17 protein-coding genes are annotated in these 21,785 nt (G+C 65.0%); 8 read left to right on the top strand and 9 right to left on the bottom strand.

Going from position 1 to position 21,785, the window contains the following annotated elements:
* Window positions 1-9 precede the first annotated feature (9 nt).
* From BMY68_RS24370 to pvdM, 3 genes are read right to left on the bottom strand one after another with little or no spacing between them, the layout of a single operon-like run.
* Window positions 10-903 carry a dihydropyoverdine dehydrogenase gene (locus BMY68_RS24370; protein WP_085533890.1) on the bottom strand — a complete coding sequence of 298 codons (894 nt, stop codon included), beginning with the start codon at window positions 901-903 and terminating at the stop codon, window positions 10-12.
* A gap of 45 nt (window positions 904-948) precedes the next feature.
* Window positions 949-2,247 carry a pyoverdine-tailoring periplasmic protein PvdN gene (locus BMY68_RS24365; RefSeq protein ID WP_085534400.1) on the bottom strand — a complete coding sequence of 433 codons (1,299 nt, stop codon included), beginning with the start codon at window positions 2,245-2,247 and terminating at the stop codon, window positions 949-951.
* Window positions 2,248-2,283: 36 nt separating this feature from the next.
* Window positions 2,284-3,708 (bottom strand): pyoverdine-tailoring dipeptidase-like protein PvdM, encoded by a 1,425-nt coding sequence (gene pvdM, locus BMY68_RS24360; protein ID WP_085533891.1) that lies wholly within the window; start codon window positions 3,706-3,708, stop codon window positions 2,284-2,286.
* A 207-nt stretch (window positions 3,709-3,915) separates the two neighbouring features.
* Here pvdM and BMY68_RS24355 point away from each other — a divergent pair, with 207 nt between their 5' ends.
* Window positions 3,916-5,538, top strand: coding sequence for a pyoverdine maturation tyrosinase PvdP (locus BMY68_RS24355; RefSeq protein ID WP_085533893.1), 1,623 nt, complete (start codon window positions 3,916-3,918; stop codon window positions 5,536-5,538).
* Window positions 5,539-5,651: 113 nt separating this feature from the next.
* Here BMY68_RS24355 and BMY68_RS24350 read toward each other — a convergent pair whose 3' ends face one another.
* The 3 genes from BMY68_RS24350 to BMY68_RS24340 are packed head-to-tail and all read right to left on the bottom strand — an operon-like array spanning window position 5,652 to window position 10,215.
* Window positions 5,652-7,061 carry an efflux transporter outer membrane subunit gene (locus tag BMY68_RS24350; protein ID WP_085533895.1) on the bottom strand — a complete coding sequence of 470 codons (1,410 nt, stop codon included), beginning with the start codon at window positions 7,059-7,061 and terminating at the stop codon, window positions 5,652-5,654.
* A gap of 7 nt (window positions 7,062-7,068) precedes the next feature.
* A complete protein-coding gene (locus BMY68_RS24345) occupies window positions 7,069-9,042 on the bottom strand; it encodes a MacB family efflux pump subunit (RefSeq protein WP_085533896.1) in 1,974 nt (657 codons plus the stop codon).
* Window positions 9,043-10,215, bottom strand: a complete 1,173-nt coding sequence (locus BMY68_RS24340) for an efflux RND transporter periplasmic adaptor subunit (RefSeq protein WP_085533898.1) — start codon at window positions 10,213-10,215, stop codon at window positions 9,043-9,045.
* A gap of 335 nt (window positions 10,216-10,550) precedes the next feature.
* Between BMY68_RS24340 and BMY68_RS24335 the strand changes: the two genes are divergently transcribed.
* The 6 genes from BMY68_RS24335 to BMY68_RS24310 all read left to right on the top strand — a co-directional run bounded on the left by BMY68_RS24335 (window position 10,551) and on the right by BMY68_RS24310 (window position 18,157).
* Window positions 10,551-11,033, top strand: a complete 483-nt coding sequence (locus tag BMY68_RS24335; protein WP_037004888.1) for a sigma-70 family RNA polymerase sigma factor — start codon at window positions 10,551-10,553, stop codon at window positions 11,031-11,033.
* Window positions 11,034-11,164: 131 nt separating this feature from the next.
* Window positions 11,165-12,499, top strand: coding sequence for a lysine N(6)-hydroxylase/L-ornithine N(5)-oxygenase family protein (locus BMY68_RS24330; protein WP_062825188.1), 1,335 nt, complete (start codon window positions 11,165-11,167; stop codon window positions 12,497-12,499).
* A 591-nt stretch (window positions 12,500-13,090) separates the two neighbouring features.
* Complete coding sequence (gene mgtA, locus BMY68_RS24325; protein ID WP_085533900.1) at window positions 13,091-15,856, top strand: magnesium-translocating P-type ATPase; 2,766 nt, start codon at window positions 13,091-13,093, stop codon at window positions 15,854-15,856.
* Between the two features lie 183 nt (window positions 15,857-16,039).
* Entirely contained in the window at window positions 16,040-16,756 is a 717-nt protein-coding gene (locus BMY68_RS24320) for an MgtC/SapB family protein (protein WP_007927856.1), read from the top strand.
* A gap of 133 nt (window positions 16,757-16,889) precedes the next feature.
* Window positions 16,890-17,309: a hypothetical protein gene (locus BMY68_RS24315; RefSeq protein ID WP_085533903.1), complete on the top strand. Its 420-nt coding sequence runs from the start codon at window positions 16,890-16,892 to the stop codon at window positions 17,307-17,309.
* Between the two features lie 368 nt (window positions 17,310-17,677).
* Window positions 17,678-18,157, top strand: coding sequence for a hypothetical protein (locus tag BMY68_RS24310; RefSeq protein WP_009044794.1), 480 nt, complete (start codon window positions 17,678-17,680; stop codon window positions 18,155-18,157).
* Window positions 18,158-18,161: 4 nt separating this feature from the next.
* Here the strand turns inward: BMY68_RS24310 and dkgB are convergent, their stop codons facing one another.
* The 3 genes from dkgB to BMY68_RS24295 all read right to left on the bottom strand — a co-directional run bounded on the left by dkgB (window position 18,162) and on the right by BMY68_RS24295 (window position 20,763).
* Complete coding sequence (gene dkgB, locus BMY68_RS24305) at window positions 18,162-18,965, bottom strand: 2,5-didehydrogluconate reductase DkgB (RefSeq protein WP_009044793.1); 804 nt, start codon at window positions 18,963-18,965, stop codon at window positions 18,162-18,164.
* 225 nt (window positions 18,966-19,190) lie between these two features.
* Window positions 19,191-19,730 carry a PaaI family thioesterase gene (locus tag BMY68_RS24300; RefSeq protein ID WP_062825192.1) on the bottom strand — a complete coding sequence of 180 codons (540 nt, stop codon included), beginning with the start codon at window positions 19,728-19,730 and terminating at the stop codon, window positions 19,191-19,193.
* A 124-nt stretch (window positions 19,731-19,854) separates the two neighbouring features.
* On the bottom strand, window positions 19,855-20,763 hold the full coding sequence (locus BMY68_RS24295; RefSeq protein ID WP_009044791.1) for a LysR family transcriptional regulator: 909 nt from the start codon (window positions 20,761-20,763) through the stop codon (window positions 19,855-19,857).
* 108 nt (window positions 20,764-20,871) lie between these two features.
* Here BMY68_RS24295 and BMY68_RS24290 point away from each other — a divergent pair, with 108 nt between their 5' ends.
* Window positions 20,872-21,738, top strand: coding sequence for a pirin family protein (locus BMY68_RS24290; protein WP_085533907.1), 867 nt, complete (start codon window positions 20,872-20,874; stop codon window positions 21,736-21,738).
* The last annotated feature ends 47 nt before the right edge of the window (window positions 21,739-21,785 follow it).

Below are 21,785 nucleotides of genomic sequence, written 5' to 3'. Positions count from 1 at the left end.
ATCGGCCTCTTACTGGTGGCCGGTGCCAGGTTGTTCCAGCTCACGGGCTACGCGAAAGCCCAGGAAGTCGCCGCGAACCTCGCGCTTGCGGCTGTTGCGGTTGCCCGAGCGGGAGAACACCGGGGCCTCGCCCCAGTCGTTGCCGCGAATCTGCGCGTCGAGGCACACGCCGCCCGAGTCTTCCATCCAGGCACTGCCATCGGTGGGCGCACCGACATAGTCGGGGTGCCAGCAGTCGGCGACCCACTCATAGACATTGCCGTGCATGTCATACATGCCGAAGGCGTTGGGCGGATAGCTGCCCACCGGGGAGCTGTAGCTGTAGCCGTCCTTGGGGCCGTAGGTGTTGGCGTGCTTGCTGATCTGGTACTGGCCTTCTTCATCGAACGGGAAGGGGAACGAGCCGGTGCTGCCGGCGCGTGCGGCGTACTCGCGTTCGGCCTCGCTGATCATCCGGTAGTGCTGGCCGGTCTTCTTCGACAGCCACTGGGCATAGGCCTGGACCTCGGCATAGTCGACGCAGACCGCGGGCTGGCGCGGGCCTTGTTGATAACGCGGCTTGCTGGCCTGGCACAGGCGGCCGGGCCGGTCGTCGCCGTCCTTGATCACCGTGCCGGTCTCGCGGATGTAGGCATCCAGCTCGCCGGCGGTCACGTGGAAACGGCTGATGGCGAAGGGCTTGCTGAAGGTCACCTTGTGCAGCGGGCCTTCGTCGGGTTCCCTGCCGACCTCGCCTTCGGGGGAGCCCATGACGAAGCTGCCGGCGGGCAGCACCACCATTTCCGGGCAGTTCTTGCAGTCCTTGAACACGCTGCCGGGCTTGGCGGGTTCGGCGGCCTGGGCAGTGAGGCTGACCAGGCAGCCGAGCAGCGCGGCGAGTGAGGAGCAGGCGATAGGTTTCATCATCAATAACCTTGTGCGATGTAGAGAAAAGAGGTGGACGAGGGCTCAGGCGGTCTTGCCGCCACGCAGTCGCTTGCCCAGCAGGTCCATGGCGCGGTCGATATCCGCCTCGCTGTTGAGCAGGCCAGGCGCCATGCGCACTACGGGTCCCGCGTCGCGGTCCACTGCATCCACCAGGACGCGGTTCTCGATCAGCCAGGCGGCGGTGGCGTCGGTGTCCAGGTTCGGGCCACGGAAGAAGGTGAAGCCGGCGGACAGCTGCGGGCTCAGGGGCGTCACCAGCTCGATGCCTGGCAGTTCCTGCAGGCGCTGCTTGAGGTAGCTGTTGAGTTGGTGGATGCGCGCCTGGACGTTGGCCTTGCCCAGTTGCATGTGCAGTTCGAACGCCTGGTCCACGGCCCAGCGGTGTTCGAAGCTGTGGTAGCCGCCAGGGGTCATGGTGGTGGCGAAGTCCTGGTTCTCGGAGAAGGTCGCCACCATCGGCGTCAGGTGCTCGAGCTTTGCCGAACGCGAGCAGAAGATCCCGGTGCCCCGCGGGCCGAACATCCATTTGTGGGTGCCGGCGACGAAGAAGTCGCAATTGAGGTCGGCAAACGTGACGTCCTCCACCCCCAGGCCGTGGACGCCGTCGACGCAGTAGAGAATCCGCTCGCCCTCGTCGCGATTGCGGTTGTGCTGGTCCACCAGCTTGCCGATCTCGCCGATCGGCAGCTTCACGCTGCTGCCCGATTGCACCCAGGTCATCCCCAGGACGCGGGTGTTGGGGCGGATGCTGCGGTCGATATTGCCCAGCACCTCGTCGATGGAGACCTGGTGGGGCGACTTGAACAGCTCGATGGTGCGCACCTGGGTGCCATCGCGCTGGGTGCGGTACTTGAGTGCGTTACGGGTCGAGTAGTGTTCATGCACGGTGGTCAGTATTTCCTGCCCGGGGCGCACGTGGATGCCGCCATACATCATGGCCAGGCCTTCGGTGGTGCTGCCGGTCAGGGCCACCTGGGCGGGCTTGATCTGCAGGTAGCGGCCGACGCTCTCGCGCACCTGGGCCTCGTGCTTCCAGGTGTACTGGGTGTCGTAGTCCATGGCCATGGCCGGGTTGCGATCCAGCACCGCGCGGTACTGTTCGATGGCCTCGCGCACGGGCCTGGGGTGCGAGGTGATGAGGAAGTTGGCCAGGTGCACATAGTCCGGGTCGAGGTCGAACAGCTGGCGCAGTTGGGCCCATTGCTGGGGGCTGGTGGCGGGCGTGGCGGCGGCCCGGGCCTGGCCGATGGCGAAGCTGCCCAGGGGTAGGGCGGCGGCCAGCAGGCCCGCGTGCTTGAGGAAGGTCCGGCGATTGGTCACGGGAGGGTTCTCGTTCAGGGTTCGGTCGGTCATGGTTCAGTCGGCGACGACGGCGTGTTCGGTTAAGGCATGTTCGACGGCACGATCGATGGCGTGTGCGGCAGGTTGCGCGGTGGGTTGCGCCGGCTTGGCGAGTTTGTGCACCTGTTCCCAGACGCGCAGGTAGTTCTCGCCCCAGAGCTTGGCGATCTCGATGTCGGTGTAGCCGCGCTGGATCAGCTCGGCGGTGACGTTGCGGTTGTCCGCCACGCTCATCCAGCCGTTGACGCCGCCGCCCTCGTTGAAGTCCGAGCTGATGCCGACGTGATCGATGCCGATCTTTTTCACCGTGTAGTCGATGGCGTCGACATAGTCCTTGAGGCTGGCCTTGGGCTCTTCTTCGAGGATGCCGTACAGGGCGCTGGCGTACTCGCCGAAGCGTTGTTCCGGCCAGATGGTGATGACCGAGTCGCCCGGCATCAGGGCGTTCTCCAGGCCTGGCAGCGGGGCCAGGTCGAAGCGCTTGCGCAGGGCGTTGAGCTTGTCCAGGGTCGGCTGGCTGAGGGGCCGCAGGTAGGTGGAGAAGCCCACGACCTGGACCACCCCGCCGGTGGCCTTGATGACCTGCAGTTCCTTGTCGCTGAGGTTGCGCGGGATGTCCACCAGGGCCCGGGGCGCGGAGTGCGAGGCCACCAGCGGCGCGCGGGTCAGGGCCGCGACATCGTCCAGGGCCTTGCTGGACATCTGCGAGACGTCGATCACCACCCCCAGGTCATTGAGCCGGTGCACGGCCTGCTTGCCGATCGGCGAGAGGCCGCCGAGGGCGTCCCGGGTGTCGTTGAAGAACGGCAGCGGGCGCGAGGAGTCGGCCCAGTCGTTGTTGCCCACATAGCTGAAGCCGAACAGGCGCATGCCGCGGGCGGCCCACTTGTCCAGCTGGTCGAGGTCGTCGCCCATGGCATAGGCATTGAGCAGGCTGACCACCACCGCCAGCTTGCCTTCGGAGGCGATGCGGCGCAGGTCGGCGGGGGTATAGGCGATGGCTACCTGGTTGGGGAAGTCGCGCACCAGGCCCTGGATGATCCGGTAGCGGGTCTCGCGCTGGTGCCGGGCTTCTTCGACGAAACCGGCGGTGGGGCGGTGCGGGGCGTTGGGGCCGTTCCACATTTCCGGCCAGGCGAGAATGCTCAGGGCCACGCCGGACATCCTGCCGCGACCGGCCTTGACCAGGTCGAACTGGCGATGGGTGTCCTTGTCCGCTTCGGTGCCTTCGGTGCCGAAATCCAGGGGCACGGTGACATGGCTGTCGAAGGAGATGATGCGCTCCTGCAGGTCGTTGGCACGCTTGACGATGTCGCTGGGGTAAGACACCCGGCCTTTCCAGTAGTAGTGCCAGGCGGCCCCGGTACCGACACCGAGTACGGCGACAATAAGTACCAGCAGGCTCAGGTAGAGGGTTTTCTTACCAGGTAATTTGATCATTGCTATCCCAGTCGCAGGCGGGCTGATGACGGGGTCGGGGCTGCAAACGCAGTGCTTCCAGGTCCGACCTTTTGTGTACATCTATCCGCGATAAACGAGCTGGCCGGCGGCAAATTTAGCGGCCCGGGAGTGGCTCGCCGGTAAATTTCCGAGCAAATCCAACGTTCTAGCTAGATGCGTGACGCGCCACTGGATATAGGTAGAGCGATGAGGTTTTCGAGACGAGGATTTTTGACCGGTCTGGCGGTGACGGGGGCGGCTATTCCTGTGGCGCTCTACACCCGCAAGGAGTTGCAGCGCCAGGACGTGCGCCGTCAGGAAGAGCTGGAAATCACCCCGGGGGAAGCCAAGCTGGAAGTCGCTCTCGATCCGGGCGTGCGTCTCGCCGATCACCTGCGGGGCATCTGGGACATCGAGTTTCTGGACGCCCAGGCACCGCTACCGCGTCGCGGCTGTGAGCTGGTGCTCGATGTCGGTCCGACCGGGCGCGGCCTGCGCGGCTTTCTGGGGCGTCCGCAAAGCCTGCGCGGTGACGGTCCGGTGGAGTTTCGGGTGCAGGGCGAGCTGGCGGCGGTGGGCGCCGCGAAATTGTGCTGGCGGCTGTTCGCCGCAGGCCAGATCGGCGGCGCGCCCAGCCATGAGTGCCAGGTGGTGCTCGACGAGGTCTGGGCGAGCTGGGGCAATGCCGGCAGCGGCACCCTCAGTGGCAGCCTGCAATCGTTGCAGGCTTCGCCCTTGGCGCCGGTCTCCGCGGTGCGCTTCGTGGCGCGCAAGCGGGCCTTTCCCGCGGCCCGGGAGCAGAACGGCCTGAGCCCCGAGTTGCTGGCCTGGCTGGTGTCCCCGCAGCATCGCCTGTTCCACCAGCTCTGGCATGCCTCGCGGGATCGCTGGCATTCCTTGCCCAAGGACAAGCGCAACAGCCTGCGGGGGCTTGGCTGGCAGCCGGGACCGCTCAAGCACGAGCGCGATGCCCGTGGACGGCGCAAGCATCGCAACGCCTCGGGAGTCGACTTCCTCTTCATGCACCGGCACATGCTGTTGCAGGCCCGTTCGTTACAGCCGGACCTGGTGTCCTGGCAACAGTTGCCCTTGCCGTCGCCGCGCCTGGAGCAGGACCGCCAGGGCTTTATCCGCTACTACGAAAACCACGACGGCTGCTCGGTGCCGCCAGCCTGGATCGCCGACGACGATGAAGAGTTCACCCGCTGGCTGCATGGCTTGAAGAGCGATGCGGCCTTCTATGGCAATTTCCAGGTCTGGGAGTCGCAGTACCAGGACCCCGAATACCTCAGCCGCCTGACCCTGGGGCAGTTCGGTTCGGAGGTCGAGCTGGGCCTGCATGACTGGTTGCACATGCGCTGGGCCGATGTCGCCCGGGACCCTGCCAACGGCATGCCGGTCATGGAGGCCCGGGTTTCCTCGGACTTCGCCGGACGCTGGTACCTGGCGCAGAACGACTTTCTCGGCGACCCGTTCTCGTCCCATGTGCATCCGATGTTCTGGAAGTTTCATGGCTGGATCGACGACCGCATCGACGATTGGTTCCGCGCCCATGAGCGCTTCCATCCCGGCGAAGTGCTGCGTCGCGAGGTCAACGGTGTGCCGTGGTTCGCGCCCGGGCGCTGGGTCGAGATCGACGACCCCTGGCTGGGGGCCTCGACCCATGGCTGCGGCCCGCTGGGCAACGCGCCTGGCGAGATGTCGCTGGAGATGGACCAGGAGGTCATGAAGCTGGCCCTGCGTATCGCCCTGAGCCGTGACGAGGAGGTGCCACAGCTGCTCAAGCGGGCACCGCGGCGTCCCTGGTACGCCCAGCACCTGAAGTTGTGAACCGGTAAGGCCGCGGCGCGGGTCCTGTCGCAGGGCCCGCGCCGTTGTGTTTTCTGGAGTGTTTTATTGAGAGACTCTGTTATTGAGAGGCTCTTTATTTACAGGCTCTGCGTTCAGAGGCTCTTGGTTTCGAGCGTCTTCCAGCCACCGCCCAGGGCTTTGTACAGGGCAATGCTCGACTGCACCCGGGACAGTCGCAGTTGCACGTTCTGGTCCTGGGCGGCGTACAGGGTGCGCTGGGTTTCCAGCACGGTGAGCAGGTCTTCGGCGCCAGCCTGGTAACGGCTCTGGGCGATTTCGAAGGCCCGCTGCGCCTGATTCAGCTCTTCGCCTTGCCATTGCCGCTGCTGGTCCAGGCCGCGAATGCTGTTGAGGGCCTTTTCCACATCGGCGAAGCCATTGATGATCGCCCCGCGGTAGCTTTCCAGCAGTTCCTGCTGGCGTGCCGTGGCCCTGTCGCGCTCGGCGCCCAGGCGGCCGTTGTTGAAGATCGGCGCCACCAGCGCGGCGGTCAGGTTGTAGAAGGGGCTGCGTAGCACGTCATCGAATGTGTTGGCGCCGGAGCCGAGGTTGGCGGTCAGGGTCACGTTGGGCAGCATCGCCGCCCGTGCCACCCTGACATCCGCCCGGGCCGCCGCCAGCCGGGCTTCGGCGCTGGCGATATCGGGGCGGCGGGCCAGCAGGTCGCTGGGCACTCCGGCGTCGATGTCCGGCCAGTTCAGTTGGGCGAAAGGCTGGTCGCTCAGGGTCAGGCTCTGCACTGGCCGGCCGAGGAGGGCGGCGAGGGCGATCAGGGCTTCTTCGGCCTGTTGCCGGACCTGCGGCACCTGGCGCTGCTGGGCCGCCACCAGGCTTTTCTGCTGGGCCAGCTCGAGGGCGGTGGCCGAGCCCGCGTCGTAGCGGGTCTGCACCAGCCTGAGCACGCTCTGCGCATTGGCCAGGTTGAGCTCGGCAATCCGGCTCTGTTCCCGCAGCGACAGCACCTGGGCGTAACTGTTGGCCACGCCGCTGAGCAGGGTCAATTCCACGGTGGCCCGGTCGAACTCGCTGGCCTGTACGTCCAGCAGAGCGCTGTCCCGGGCGGCGCGCTTGCCGCCCCAGAAATCGATTTCATAGGTGGCGCTCAGGCCGGCATTGAAATAGTCCACGGCCTTGTTGTTGCTGTCGGTATCCAGCTGGCTGTAGCCGCTGCCCCGCAGGAGCTTCTGCCGGTTGGCGTTGAAGGTGCCGTTGACGGCGGGCAGCAAGGGCGCGCCGGCAATGACGGCGCTGGCCTGGGCCTGTTGGACCCGGGCCATGGCCGCCGCCAGGTCGTGGCTGCCGGCGCGGGCTTCGGCGATCAGGCGGTCGAGTTCCGGGCTGCCGAATTGCAGCCACCAGCGTGGATCTTGCTGGCGCGGCGCGTGGCTGGCGGCGGAGTGCCAGGCGGCGGGGGCTTGCAGGCCGCTGTCCGGGCGCGGCGCCGGGCTGCTGCAGGCGGCCAGCGCCAGGCTGGCGGCCAGGAGGGTCAGGTGCACTTTCATAGGTCGATCATTCACTGGTAAGGGCCTTGACCGGATCGAGCCGGGCAGCTTTGCGGGCTGGCATGAAGCCAAAGGTGACGCCGGTGATCAGGGCGCAACCGAAGGCCCCCAGTATCGCGGCCAGAGAGAAGGCCACGGCCACCTCGCTGAGGATCAGCACGCCGCCGATGATCAGCGCCACGCCGATCCCGGCCAGGCCGCCGACCACCGAGAGCATCACCGCCTCGGTGAGGAACTGGCGCAGGATGTCGCGCTGGCGGGCGCCGGTGGCCATGCGGATGCCGATCTCCCGGGTGCGCTCGCGCACGGTCATGAGCATGATGTTCATCACCCCGATGCCACCCACCAGCAGCGAGATCGCGGCGATGGCGCCGAGCATCAGCGACAGGGTGTTCTGGGTTCGCGCCTCGGCCTGGATCATCGCGGCGTTGTTGGTCAGTTCGAAGTCGCGTTTGCCGCCGTGCATGCGCAGCATCAGTTCGTCGATTTCGCGTTCGGTCTGCTTGACCCGGCTGGCATCGGCGGCAGCAATCGCCACGTACTGCGGGTTGTGGTCGCCGAACAGGCGGATGCTGGCGGCGGAGTAGGGCACGGCGATGCGGTCGTCGCTGTCGCTGTCGCCGGAACTGGCGCCCTTTTCCGAGAGCACGCCGACCACCTGGAACGGCACGTTCTCGATCAGGATGTATTGGCCGATGGGGTTGGCCACGTCCTTGAGGAGTTTTTCCCGGACCTTGTGGCCGATCACCGCCACCGCCGCCGCCGAGCGTTCGTCGGCGTCGCTGAAGTAGCTGCCCTGGGCCACGGGCCAGTTGAAGATCTCCGGGAAGTTGGTGTCGTTGCCACCCACATAGCTCATGTAGTCGGCGTTGCCGAAGCGGACCCCGGCCTTCGCGCCATTGACCGGCATGATGCGTTTTACCTGGGGCAGGTTGGCCAGGGCCGCGACGTCGTCCAGGGTGACGATGCCCTCGGGCGTGCGCGGGTTGGGCGAGTAGCCGCTCAAGTAGATGATGTTCGAGCCGAAGGCGCCCATCTGCGCCATGACCTGGCGCTTGCTGCCTTCGCCCACCGCCAGCATCACCACCACCGAGGCCACGCCGATGACGATCCCCAACAGGGTCAGGGCGGTACGGAAGCGGTTGATCCACATCACCCGCCAGGCTGCTTGCACGGCGTCCACCAGCTCGCCTTTCCAGGCGCCGTTGTGTTCGCTGCCGTCGGCCAGGCGCTGGCGCAGGTCCACTGCCTGCAGGGCGCCGCTGTTGGCGCTGGCCTGGACCTCGGGGTGCTCGTCGGCGGTGTCGCTGACGATCTCGCCGTCGCGGATTTCGATGATGCGCTTGGCCCGCGTCGCGACTTCGCGGTCGTGGGTGATGAGGATCACCACATGGCCCTGGCTGGCCAGTTCGTCGAGCAGGCTCATGACCTCGGCGCCGCTGTGGCTGTCGAGGGCACCGGTGGGTTCGTCGGCGAGGATGATATGGCCGCCGTTCATCAGCGCACGGGCGATCGACACCCGCTGCTGCTGGCCGCCGGACAACTGGTGCGGGCGGTTGCCGGTGCGGCTGGCCAGGCCCAGGCGGTCGAGCAGGGCGGCGGCGCGGGCGTGGCGCTCGGCCGCCGGGGTGCCGGCATAGATCGCCGGCATCTCGACGTTTTCCTGGGCCGAGCCAGAGGGAATCAGGTGGTAGCCCTGGAACACGAAGCCGAAGGCCTGGCGACGTAGCCAGGCCAGTTCGTCGCTGTCCAGCCGGGCGACGTTTTCCCCGGCGAACAGGTACTCGCCCGAGGTCGGGCGGTCGAGGCAGCCGAGAATGTTCATCAGCGTCGATTTGCCGGAGCCGGAGGCACCGACGATGGCGACGAACTCGCCGGCGTGGATCGACAGGTCGATGCCACGCAGCACGTCCACTTGCGGCGTGTCGCCGCCGCCATAGGATTTGCGGATGCCCTTGAGGTCGATCAGCGGGGTTTGCATTCAGCCTCCGCTGCTTTGCGCGGGACAGATCAGCAAGTGATCGCCTTCGGCGAGGCCGTCCAGGATCTGGATGCGCAAGCGGTCGCTGATGCCGACCCGTACCTTGCGCTCCTCGATCGAGCCGTTTTTTGCCACCACCCGGGCCAGCTGGACGCCGCTCTCGGTGCTGCCCTGCAGGGCGGCGATCGGCGCGGTGAGAACGTCCTGCGCGCGCTCGGCGACAAAAAACACCTGGGTGGTCATCTCGGCCATCAGCGCGTTGTCGGCGTTATCCACATCCAGCAGCACGGTGTAGAGCACCACCCGGCCGCTGCCGCTCTTGCTCGAACTGTTGGGGCTGCCGCTGCCCTGGCTGCTTTCATTCAGCGGCTTGGGCGGGATCGGCAGGATCTGCCGCACGGTACTGGTCCAGCGCCGGGCGCCGCCGCTCAAGGTGGTGAAGTAGGCGGTCATGCCCGGCTTGACGTGGCCGATATCGGCTTCGGAGACCTCGGCCCAGACGGTCATCGGCGACAGCCGGGCGATGCGCAGGATCAACGGCGTCTGTTGCTGGGCGTTGAGGGTCTGGCCTTCGCGGGCGTCCACCGCGACCACGGTGCCGGACATCGGCGCGTAGATCCGCGTATAGCCCAGCTCGGCCTGGTCGCTGCGCAGGCTGGCCTGGGCCTGGCGGATCTGTGCCTGGATCATGTCGATCCGCGCCTGGGTGGCCTTGAGTTCGGCGCGGGCGGTCTGCACGTCTTCGTCGCGGGTCGCGCCGCCGGCGGCGAGGTTCTGCTGGCGCTGGTATTTCTGCCGGGCCAGCTCGTTCTGCGCCCGCTGCTCTTGCAGCTGGGCCTGCAGGTTCTCGATGGAGAAACGGCTGGCGTCGAGTTTGGCCTGCTGGGTGGCGGGGTCGATCTCCACCAGCAGCTGGCCTTCCTTGACCGGGTCGCCGGCCTCGACGTGGATCTTGCGGATCTGCCCGGACGCCTGGGCGCCGACATCCACGTAACGCCGCGGTTGCAGGGTGCCCAGGGCGGTCACGCTGCTTTCGATGGTGCCGCGGCTGACTTGGATGGTGGCGAGCTGGTCGCGCCCCGGCGGCAGGAACTGCCAGGCGGCAAAGGCAACGACAGGAATCAGACACAGGGTGACAAGCAGGGCGCGTCGGGTATGACGGGGACGTTTCATGCAGGGTTCCGGCCAATGGAAGTCGGCCCGTCGTCCGGCCTGCTCCAGGGGGTGGGGCAGGGCTGGAGGCTGTCGCCAGAGCGACAGATACGGGGAGCTGTCAGGTAGACGAGAAGCGCCGGAGGGAATTTAAGTCATGACACATGGCGTTACAGGTGCGGGGGTTACAGGTTAGGCGACGAAAATAAAACTGGCGAATCGACACAGCACTTTAAATCTATATGAGAATTACTATAAATTACGCCACTTCTAAACTGCCATCATCGAATCGCCTGCCCAGGGGCGGAGTGCCAGTCGTGCTCAAGGACAAAAGCCGCGTATCGCGGTCGGGAGTCATGTTGGAAAACTACTATCGCGAGCTGGTGTGTTTCCTCAACGCCAAGCTGGGCAACCTGCAGGTGGCCGAAGATGTGGTGCATGACGCTTATGTGCGGGTGCTGGAGCGTTCCAGCGATACGCCGATCGAGCAACCGCGGGCCTTCCTCTACCGCACGGCGCTGAACCTGGTGATCGACGGCCACCGGCGCAACGCCTTGCGCCAGGTCGAATCCCTGGATGTGCTCGACAACGAAGAGCGCTTCTTCAGCCCCTCGCCCCACACCAGCATCGACCACGGCCAGCGCCTGGACATGCTGCAACGGGCGCTGGCGGAGCTGCCGGCGCTGTGCCGGGAAAGTTTCCTGCTGCGCAAGCTCGAAGGCCTGTCCCACCCCGAGATCGCCGAGCGCCTGGGGATTTCCCGCAGCCTGGTGGAGAAACACATCGTCAATGCGATGAAACATTGCCGGGTGCGGGTCCGGCAGTGGGACGCCCATTGATCCTTCTTTGTTAAATTTTTTTTCACTGTCCTCGTTCCTACTCAACAGACGACCTGCTGCCTCGCCATGGGCCGATCAGGTCACCGTCGATTTCTCCCCGCGTTGAGGGATTTATCCAGAGGACACTGGAAATGACACAGGCAATTGCATCGACCATCGTTCACGACCTGATCGGTATCGGTTTCGGCCCCTCGAACCTGGCGCTGGCTATCGCGCTGGAAGAACGTGGCCAGATTCAGGGTCCGCTGGACGCGCTGTTTCTCGACAAGCAGGCCGACTACCGCTGGCACGGCAACACGCTGGTGGCCCAGAGCGACCTGCAGATTTCCTTTCTCAAGGACCTGGTGACCCTGCGCAACCCGACCAGCCCGTACTCCTTCGTCAACTACCTCAAGCACCACGGCCGCCTGGTGGACTTCATCAACCTGGGCACCTTCTATCCGTGCCGCATGGAGTTCAACGATTACCTGCGCTGGGTCGCCGGGCACTTCCAGGAACAGAGCCGCTACGGTGAAGAAGTGCTGGCCATCGAGCCGGTGCTGCACAACCAGCAGGTCGAGGCGCTGCGGGTGATTTCCCGCGACAGCCAGGGCCAGGAGTTTGTCCGTACCAGCCGTTCGGTGGTGGTCAGCCCTGGCGGCACGCCACTGATCCCGGACACCTTCAAGGCGCTCAAGGACGACGGCCGGGTGTTCCACCACGCGCACTACCTGGAACGCATGGCCAGCCAGCCGTGCGCCAGCGGCCAGCCGATGAACGTGGCGATCATCGGTGGCGGGCAGAGCGCCGCCGAGGCCTTTATCGACCTCAACGACAGCTTCCCTTCGGTGCAGGTGGACATGCTGGTCCGCGGTTCGGCGCTGAAGCCGGCGGACGACAGCCCGTTCGTCAACGAAGTCTTCTCGCCGGCCTTCACCGACCTGGTGTTCCAACAGCCGAGTGGTGAGCGCGAACGCCTGGTCCACGAGTACCAGAACACCAACTACTCGGTGGTGGATGTCGACCTGATCGAACGCATCTACGGGATTCTCTACCGGCAGAAAGTCTCCGGCATCGCGCGCCATGCCTTCCGCACCCTGACTACCGTGGAGAAAGCCACCGCCACCGCCCAGGGCGTCGAACTGGTGCTGCGCAACACCTCCACCGGCGAGCTGAGCACCCGCCACTACGACGCCGTGATCCTGGCCACCGGCTACGAGCGCCAGACTCACCGTGCGTTGCTGGCGCCGCTGGAAGCCTACCTGGGCGACTTCGAAGTGGACCGCAACTACCGGGTCATCACCGACGAGCGCTGCAAGGCCGGCATCTACACCCAGGGCTTCAGCCAGGCCAGCCACGGCCTGAGCGACACCTTGCTGTCGGTATTGCCAATCCGCGCCGAGGAGATCGCCGCCTCGTTGTACGAGCACGACAAAGGACGCCACAGCCGTTCGGTGCGCGACCTGCTGCTGGCCACCGCCAGCTGATTGCCCGGGTAACGTTGTAGGAGCGAGCGTGCTCGCGAAACAATGGCATGGCCGGTCTCTGTCGTGGGTTGACCGGACGCCTCGCGAGCAAGCTCGCTCCTACAGGATCGCCTTATCGTTGTAGGCGCGAGCTTGCCCACGACAGGGGGCAGACGTCCCCGCATTTCCTGCCTTTGGGGCCTGTCCGTAGCCCCTTCCTGAACCTTCGCTGAAGAACTTTTCGATTCCCCCGTCCGGGCCTTTGCCGCCGATTTACTCCGCAAAAACCGCGGCGTAAGCTTCGCGCGTTTTCCATCAAGCGGAGACCCACAGTGGGTACTTGTTCGAGTGACAGTAGTCGGCCGGTTTCGCTAACCGGCGCCTTCCCGGCAAGATAACGCGCCCGCTTTTTTGTGCCGTTGTCTCGCCATGACCGCGAGCGGCGGCTTCCCGAGCGTGGCCTTCAGGGCCCGTTCCCGATGTCTCTCTCATCGACACTGCAACAGTGGGTGATGCCTGGCGCATCGCCGCGCTACGGCTGCGCCTGTTTGCGCGGCCGGCGAACCAGACCTGGCTGTGAGTCCTGCGGCGCCGACCGTTAGGGGACACACCATGAACCTCACCCTGCTCAAAGAGTTTTTTGCCGGCTTCCTGCGGACCCGGCACTTCGCCCGGCACTTTCGCCGCCTGGCCTTGCTGGAGAGCTTCAGCGACGCCAGCGTCAGCCGCGACCTGCCGCCCAGCCTCGCGCAGACCCTGGTGGCTGCGGCCAACGACGATGCCACGGACCTGCTGCAACGCCTCGGCAGCCACACCGATGGCCTGAGCGAGGCCGAGGCCCAGGCCCTGCGCGAGCAGCATGGCCTCAACGAGGTCGAGCACGAGCAGCCGCTGCCGTGGTGGACGCACCTGTGGCATTGCTACAAGAACCCCTTCAACCTGCTGCTGACCCTGCTGGCGGTGATCTCCTGGCTGACCGAAGACATGAAGGCGGCCACGGTGATTTTTTCCATGGTGGTGCTCTCCACGCTGCTGCGCTTCTGGCAGGAGGCCAAGTCGAACAAGGCCGCCGATGCCCTCAAGGCAATGGTCAGCAACACCGCCACGGTGCTGCGGCGCAACGTGGTCGATGCCGCGCCGTCGGTGTTCGCCCGGCTGCATGGCGCGGCGGTTGCCAGCCAGGGCCAGCAACGCCTGGAGCTGCCGATCCGGCAACTGGTGCCGGGCGATCTGATCCAGCTCTCGGCCGGCGACATGATCCCCGCCGATTGCCGGGTGCTCAGCGCCAAGGACCTGTTCGTCAGCCAGGCGGCGATGACCGGCGAATCGATGCCGGTGGAGAAATTCCCGCGCCAGCAGGACGCCGCCACCCTCAATCCGCTGGAGCTGGACAACATCCTGTTCATGGGCACCAACGTGGTGTCCGGTGCGGCCACCGCGCTGGTCCTGAGCACTGGCAACGCCACCTATTTCGGCGCCCTGGCGCAGCGGGTCGGGGCTACCGACCGGGCGCCGACTTCGTTCCAGAACGGGGTGAACAAGGTCAGCTGGCTGCTGATTCGCTTCATGTTCGTCATGGCGCCGCTGGTGCTGTTCATCAACGGTTTCACCAAGGGCGACTGGATGGAGGCGCTGCTGTTCGCGCTGTCGATCGCCGTGGGCCTGACCCCGGAGATGCTGCCGATGATCGTCACCTCGACCCTGGCCAAGGGCGCGGTGTTCCTGTCGCGCAAGAAAGTCATCGTCAAGCGCCTGGACGCGATCCAGAACTTCGGCGCCATGGACGTGCTGTGCACCGACAAGACCGGCACCCTGACCCAGGACAAGATCTTCCTCGCCCGGCATGTGGATGTCTGGGGCGAGGAGTCTGACGACGTGCTGGAAATGGCCTACCTGAACAGCTATTACCAGACCGGCCTGAAGAACCTGTTGGACGTGGCGGTGCTGGAGCACGTCGAAGTGCACCGCGAGCTGAGGGTCGGCACGGCGTTCCAGAAAGTCGACGAGATTCCCTTCGACTTCAACCGGCGGCGCATGTCGGTGGTGGTGGCCGAGAAGGAGCGGGCGCACCTGTTGATCTGCAAGGGCGCGGTGGAGGAGGTGTTGGCGGTGTGCACCCGGGTGCGCCATGGCGCCGCCGAGGAAATGCTCAGCGACGAGCTGCTGGCGCGGATTCGCCAGGTCACCGCCCAATTCAATGGCGAAGGCCTGCGGGTGGTGGCCGTGGCCGCCCGGCCGATGCCGCGGGGCCGCGACAGCTACAGCCTGGCGGACGAGCAGGGGCTGACCCTGATCGGTTATGTGGCCTTCCTCGACCCGCCCAAGGAAAGCACCGCGCCGGCCCTTGAGGCCCTGGCCGCCCATGGCGTGGCGGTGAAGGTGTTGACCGGCGACAACGAGCTGGTGACGGCGAAGATCTGCCGCGAAGTCGGCCTGGAACAACAGGGCCTGCTGCTGGGCAACGACATCGAGCGCATGAGCGACACCCAGCTGGCCAAGGCCGTGGAAACCACCAATGTCTTCGCCCGGCTCACGCCCTCGCACAAGGAACGCATCGTCCGCCTGCTCAAGGGCAACGGCCATGTGGTCGGCTTCATGGGCGACGGCATCAACGACGCGCCGGCGCTGCGCACCGCGGACATCGGCATTTCGGTGGACAGCGCCGTGGACATCGCCAAGGAGGCGGCGGACATCATCCTCCTGGAGAAAAGCCTGATGGTGCTGGAGGAGGGCGTGCTGGAAGGCCGGCGGACCTTCGCCAACATGCTCAAGTACATCAAGATGACCGCCAGCTCGAACTTCGGCAACGTGTTCTCGGTGCTGGTGGCCAGTGCCTTCATTCCGTTCCTGCCGATGCTGCCGATGCACCTGCTGGTGCAGAACCTGCTGTACGACATTTCCCAGATCGCCATTCCGTTCGATAACGTCGACGAGGAAATGCTGGCCCGTCCGCAGCGCTGGCAGCCGGCGGACGTCGGGCGCTTCATGCTGTTTTTCGGGCCGATCAGTTCGATCTTCGACATCAGTACCTTTGCCCTGATGTGGTACGTGTTCGATGCCAATACCCCGGACCACCAGACGCTGTTCCAGTCCGGCTGGTTCGTGGTCGGGCTGCTGACCCAGACCCTGATCGTGCACATGATCCGCACGCCGAAGATCCCCTTCCTGCAAAGCCGCGCGGCCATGCCGCTGCTGGTGATGACCGGGTTGATCATGGCCATCGGCATCTTCCTGCCCATGGGCCCGCTGGCGCACTACTTCAAGCTGCAGGCGCTGCCGTCGCTGTACTTCGTGTTCCTGCCGGTGATCCTGCTGGCGTACATGGCGCTGACCCAGGCGGTGAAGGGCTTTTATATCCGCCGGTTCGGCTGGCAATAAGCTGCGGCAGCGGCTACAGGGTTAACCGGCAATCGCCATCTGCTCGTAATGCCAGTCGGTGCAAGATACCCGGCACCCTGGTCGGCCTCATCGAGGCCTCGTCGGATCGCCGCCCGCTCGCACCGGCGAAGTGCACCTATCCTTTAACGGCAGCCGACCGCCGCGTACTCAAGGACTCCCTTCATGCAAGCACTCCAGAACATCAACCTGACCTCCCTGGTGGACACCCTGGTCAGCCTCAGCGCGGCCTTTATCCTCGGTGGCCTGATCGGCTTCGAGCGCCAGTACCGGCAACGCACCGCCGGCCTGCGCACTAACGTGCTGGTGGCGGTGGGCGCGGCGATTTTCGTCGACATGGCCAACCGCCTCGGCGGCGCCGAGGGCGCGGTGCGGGTGGTGGCCTATGTGGTGTCCGGCATCGGTTTTCTCGGCGCCGGGGTGATCATGCGCGAGGAGGGCAACGTGCGTGGCCTGAACACCGCGGCCACCCTCTGGGCCTCGGCGGCGGTGGGCGCCTGCGCCGGCGCCGACCTGATTCTCGAGGCCTTTCTCGGCACGCTGTTCGTGCTGGCGGCCAACACCCTGCTGCGGCCGATCGTCAACAACATCAACCGCCAGCCGCTGGATGTGATCTCCGCCGAGGTCACCAACATCGTCTATGTCATCGCCCATCGCTCCAAGCAGAAGGCCGTGTTCGCCCTGCTCGAAGCGGAACTGGAACGCAGCAACTACCCGGCCAGCGATATCGATGTCCATGCCTTCGGCAACGACGACGTGGAGATCGAAGCCACCCTGGCCACCACTTCGGTGGACGGCGACGAACTCGACGCCCTGGTGGCGCGGCTGTCCACCTCGGCCCTGGTGGAGCAGGCGTTCTGGAGCCCCAGCACCACCGAGTAAAGCGCCCGTGCGGGGGCTTTCCTGGGAGAAACTTCTCGTGCGCGGCAATTTTTGGGAATTGTCTTAAAGAGTTGGCCAGGGGCCATCGGATAGTCTGTCGGGCCTCTGTGTTCAACCGATAGTTGCCACGCCGATGCCCAACAAACGCTTGAGAATACTGATTGCCGATGCGTCCCGGGAGCAGTGTGGGCGCATCCAGCGTTTGTTGAATGGCCTGGGGTATTTCCGCATCGCGGCGGTGGAGTCTTTCCGCGAACTGGTGACCCTGACTCACTATTCCTGCGACCCCTTCGAGAACTTCGACCTGTTGCTGCTCAGCGGCGAGCTGGCGTTCGCCGCCGGGGTGGACGCCGGCGCGTTCTGCCAGGGCAACCCGCAGATCCGCCATGCCCTGATCTATGGCGGTCGTACCGAACAGGCATTGCCGGTGGTCCTCGGCGCCTCTGCGCTACAGGAGATTCTCTGGGTGCAGGGCGCCACGCAGGAGATCCTCCAGCGCTTCATTGCCCATATCAATCCTCCCGCCTCCTCGGGCAAAGACCGAACCTTGTGAATACTGAATAGCCCCGCCGTTGATGGGAACAGGGCTTGCGTCATGCTGCTGGAGGTGGAAACCGCCACTTGGCCAGCGGTTTGCTGATGGCCGCTGCCGGGGCCGGACAGGTCTTTTGGCGCCATCCGGAGCGGGCAAAAAAACAGGGGCCAAGGCCGCCCATCGATACCCGATGTGTGCCGCCGATGCGGGCGGATATCCCAGGGAAACGAGCATTTCGGGCTCGAAAAGTAGGGGAAAGCCGCATTTTAGTAATGTGGAGTAGGGCTTTTCAGAAAACCCTTAGAGAAAACTATCGGCTGCTCCCCTAGCCTTTATTCATAGGCTTGGAGCCTGTCATCTCAGACTTTTTTCATGGTCGCGAAAAAATGCCGAATAAAACGTTACGAATCCTGATCGCCGATGAACAGCATTTTCATCGAATGAAGATCGAGCGGGTGCTGAACCAATTGGGCTATTACCGGATTGCACCGATGTATCGACTCATCGAGGTATTGAACGTCGTGGAATATGGCAGTGAGCCAATGGACCTGCTGATCATCAGCGCTTCGCTGGGGTTGCAGGCCCGGCTCGATATCGTGGCGTTCTGCATGGATAACCCGCAGGTCCGTCATGTGCTGGTCTATGACTCCGAGCTTCTCGGCGTGCCTTCGATTCCATTCGGTCCGCAGCGCAAGATGTATATCAGCAGCCTGTCGCTGCCGGACCACGAGACCCTCAGCCGTTTGATGGCGGCCATCGACACCGGCCGCCGGAGCAAGACCCTGGCGGCTGGAAAGTTTCCCGGCAGTTCCAATGAGGAAGAGATCGCGTCCGACGGCATTCGGTTGAATGCCGTGGTGCGTTAAGACCTCAGTCCCACGCCGGCGCAATGCCGGCGGGGCTGGTCAGACGATGACCGCGCTCCAGGCCGGCGATGCGTTGCATCTCTGCCTCGCTCAGGGTCAGGGCACAGGCCTTGAGGTTGCTTTCCAGGTTCGCGCGCCTGGTCGAGGAGGGAATCACCGCATGACCCGATTGCATGGCCCAGGCCAGGGTCACTTGGGCCGGTGTCGCCCGATGCTGCTGGGCGATCTGCTGGATGACCGGGTCCTCGAGCACTTCACCGTAGGCCAGCGTCATGTACGAGGTGATGTGAATCCCCTGGCTTTGCGCGAACTCCACGACCTTGCGGTTCTGCAGGTAAGGATGCAATTCGATCTGGTTAGTGGCGATGTGCTCGGCACCGACCGCGGCGATGGCCTGCCGCATCAGGTCGATGGTGAAGTTGGAAACACCGATCTGCCGGGTCAACCCCAGTTGCCTGGCCTCCAGCAGCGTCGCCATGAACTCTTCGACCGGCACCTGGTTGTCCGGTGACGGCCAGTGGATCAGGGTCAGGTCCAGGTAGTCGGTCCGCAGCTTGCGCAGGCTGTCCTTGAGACTGGGGATCAGCTTGTCGCGGGCGAAATTGGCAACCCAGATCTTGCTGGTGACGAACAGCTCGTCGCGGGGGATGCCGCTGTCGGCGATGGCCTGGCCGACCTCGGCTTCGTTCTCGTAGATCTGTGCGGTGTCGATCGCCCGGTAGCCCAGCTCGAGCGCGGTGCTGACCGAGTCGATGACCACCTGGCCTTGCAGGCGAAAGGTGCCGAGGCCGAAAGCAGGTACAGACATGGATGACTCCAGATGGCAGTGGAAAGGCCACGAGTATCCCGGTCCGCATCCTTGAGAAAAACCGCCGGACAGGCAAAGCAATCTTTACCGCGAATCACGAATGCGCGAGCAGGCACGATCCCTGGTAGGAGCGAACTTGCTCGCGAGACGTCCTCCCGGCCACCGGTGAGCGCAAGCCGCAGTTTTTTCGCGAACGAGCCCGCTTCTAAAGACGCAGAGGCGGGTTCAGCCACGCGCTTCAAGAATCATGCAGGTGGTGGAGCCGGTGGCGTACAGGCGGCCATCGACGTCGTAGATCCGACCTTCGGCCAGGGCGGTGGAGCGGCCCAGGTGGACGATCTTGCCTTCGGCGCGGATCGGCCCGCTGCTGCCGGTCAGGGCCCGCACATAGCTGATGCGCAGGTCCAGGGTGGTGTAGCCCTGGCCCTTGTTCAGGCGGGTGTGGATCGCGCAGCCCATGCAGGAGTCCAGCAAGGTCGCGGCATAACCGCCGTGCACGCTGCCCAACGGGTTGTAATGGCGGGCATCCGGGGTGCCCTGGAACACGAAATGTCCGGCGGACCATTCGATGGGGATGAAGTCCAGCAACGTGCCGATGGGCGGCGAGGGCAATTCGCCGTTGCCGATGCCGTCGAAGAACTCGGCGGGGGAGAGGGCGCTGACCTCGGCCAGGGACAGGCTGCCCGGAGCGGCCAGGCGCGCGCGCATGGCCTGTTCCTGGGCAATCCACTGGGCCAGGGTGGCCTCGCGGGATGGGCTTTGCATGGGCGTTTCCTCATTGGGCGGAACAAGATGACGAGCAAAATATTATGTTCGAAATATTATTTCGGCCAGTGTCAAAAACGCCACAGGTCGGAAGATTCGGCCAGGCTTCACCTTGAGCGCATCCTCAGGTCATATCGCTGCGGCTGAACTCCTCGCCGAGAAAGTCGATCAGGGTGCGCACCGACGGCAGCAGGCCACGGCGCGACGGGAAGATCGCATGGACGATCCCGCACTTGGGCGCCCAGTCCGGTACCAGTTGCACCAGGCGCCCGGCGGCCACATCGTCGCGCACCACCACGCTGGGCAGGTGGACGATGCCGATTCCCGCCAGTGCCGCCTGGCGCAGGGCAATCAGGTCGTCGGTGACCATCCGCGGCTTGTGGCGAATCTGCGCGAGCGTCTCGTCCGGGCCGAACAGCTCCCACTGGTATTCGCGTTGCGCCGCGCCCCAATGCAGGCTCGGCAGGCCGCTGAGGTCGGCGGGCGAGGCGGGGCTCGACAGGCGCGCGAGAAAGTCCGGGTGGCCGACCAGGCACTGGGTGCTGTTGCCCAGCACCTTCATCACCAGGTCGCTGCTTTCCAATGGCGGGAAGCGCACCCGCAGGGCGATGTCGAAACCTTCGTGGATCAGGTCGACCCGGCGGTTGGTGCTCTCGATGAACAGCTCCACCAGCGGGTACTTGAGCATGTAGCGGGTCAGCATCGGCCCGACCCAGGAGTTGAGCAGCGCGGTCGGGCAACTGATGCGCACCAGGCCCTGGGGCTCGGAACGGTTGCGCTCGATGACTTCCGCGGCGCTTTCCGCTTCCACGCGCATGGCCAGGCAACGCTGGTAGTACTCATGACCGATTTCGGTGAGCGAACAGTGGCGGCTGGTGCGGTGAATCAGGCGCACGCCGAGGCGTTCCTCGAGCTGGGCAATGCGTCGGCTGAGCTTGGACTTGGGCATGTCCAGGGCGCGTCCGGCGGCGGCGAAACCACGGTGTTCGACGACCTGGGTGAAGTAGTAGAGGGTATTGAGGTCTTCCACCATCGTTCTCCAAATAGAACGCTAAGAGCGATTTTTGCAGTCTAGTGCATCAAAGGTATGAGTTTTAAGGTGTATCCAACGAAATAACTCACCCATTTCGGAGGCACCCGCATGAAAAACATCATCGGTATCTACACCAGCCCACGGGCCCATTGGGTGGGCGACGGCTTCCCGGTGCGCACGCTGTTTTCCTACGACAACCTGGGCAAGCACATCAGCCCGTTCCTGCTGCTCGACCACGCCGGCCCGGCTGAATTCACCCCGACCCAGGGACGGCGCGGCGTGGGCCAGCATCCCCATCGCGGCTTCGAAACCGTGACCATCGTCTACAAGGGCGAGGTGGAGCACCGCGACTCCACCGGCAGCGGCGGCAAGATCGGCCCTGGCGACGTGCAATGGATGACCGCGGCCTCGGGGATTCTCCACGAGGAATTCCACTCCGCAGCGTTCGCCAAGTCCGGCGGCACCCTGGACATGGTCCAGCTATGGGTCAACCTGCCGGCGCGGGACAAGATGGCCGCGCCCGGTTACCAGACGATCCTCGATGGCGACATTCCGGCCATCGCCCTGAAGGACAAGGCCGGCACCCTGCGGTTGATCGCCGGCGAGTACGATGGCACCAAGGGCCCGGCCCGCACCTTCACCCCGATCGACGTCTGGGACATCCGCCTGAATGCCGGCAAGCCCCTGACCCTCGACCTGCACGAGGGGCGCAACACCGCCCTGGTGCTGCTGCGCGGCACGCTCCAGGTCAACGGCCAGGAACGGGTGCGCGAAGGCCAGCTGGTGCTGTTCGAGCGCGACGGCGACCAGCTCAGCCTGGAAGCCAACAACGACGCGGTGGTGCTGCTGCTCAGCGGCGAACCGATCGACGAGTCCATCGTCGGCCACGGCCCGTTCGTGATGAACAGCGAGGCCGAGATCCACCAGGCCTTCGTCGACTTCCAGTCCGGTCGTTTCGGCCAGATGCCTGGCTGACCCCGCGTACCGACTTGCACAGGACGTGTCGGCCGGTTCAGGGCCAG

The sequence above is a fragment of the Pseudomonas sp. NFACC41-3 genome, assembly GCF_900109505.1.
Taxonomy (GTDB): Bacteria; Pseudomonadota; Gammaproteobacteria; order Pseudomonadales; family Pseudomonadaceae; genus Aquipseudomonas; species Aquipseudomonas chlororaphis.
Note: the sequence above shows the minus strand (reverse complement) of the source record. Positions and strands in the feature narration are given on the sequence as shown.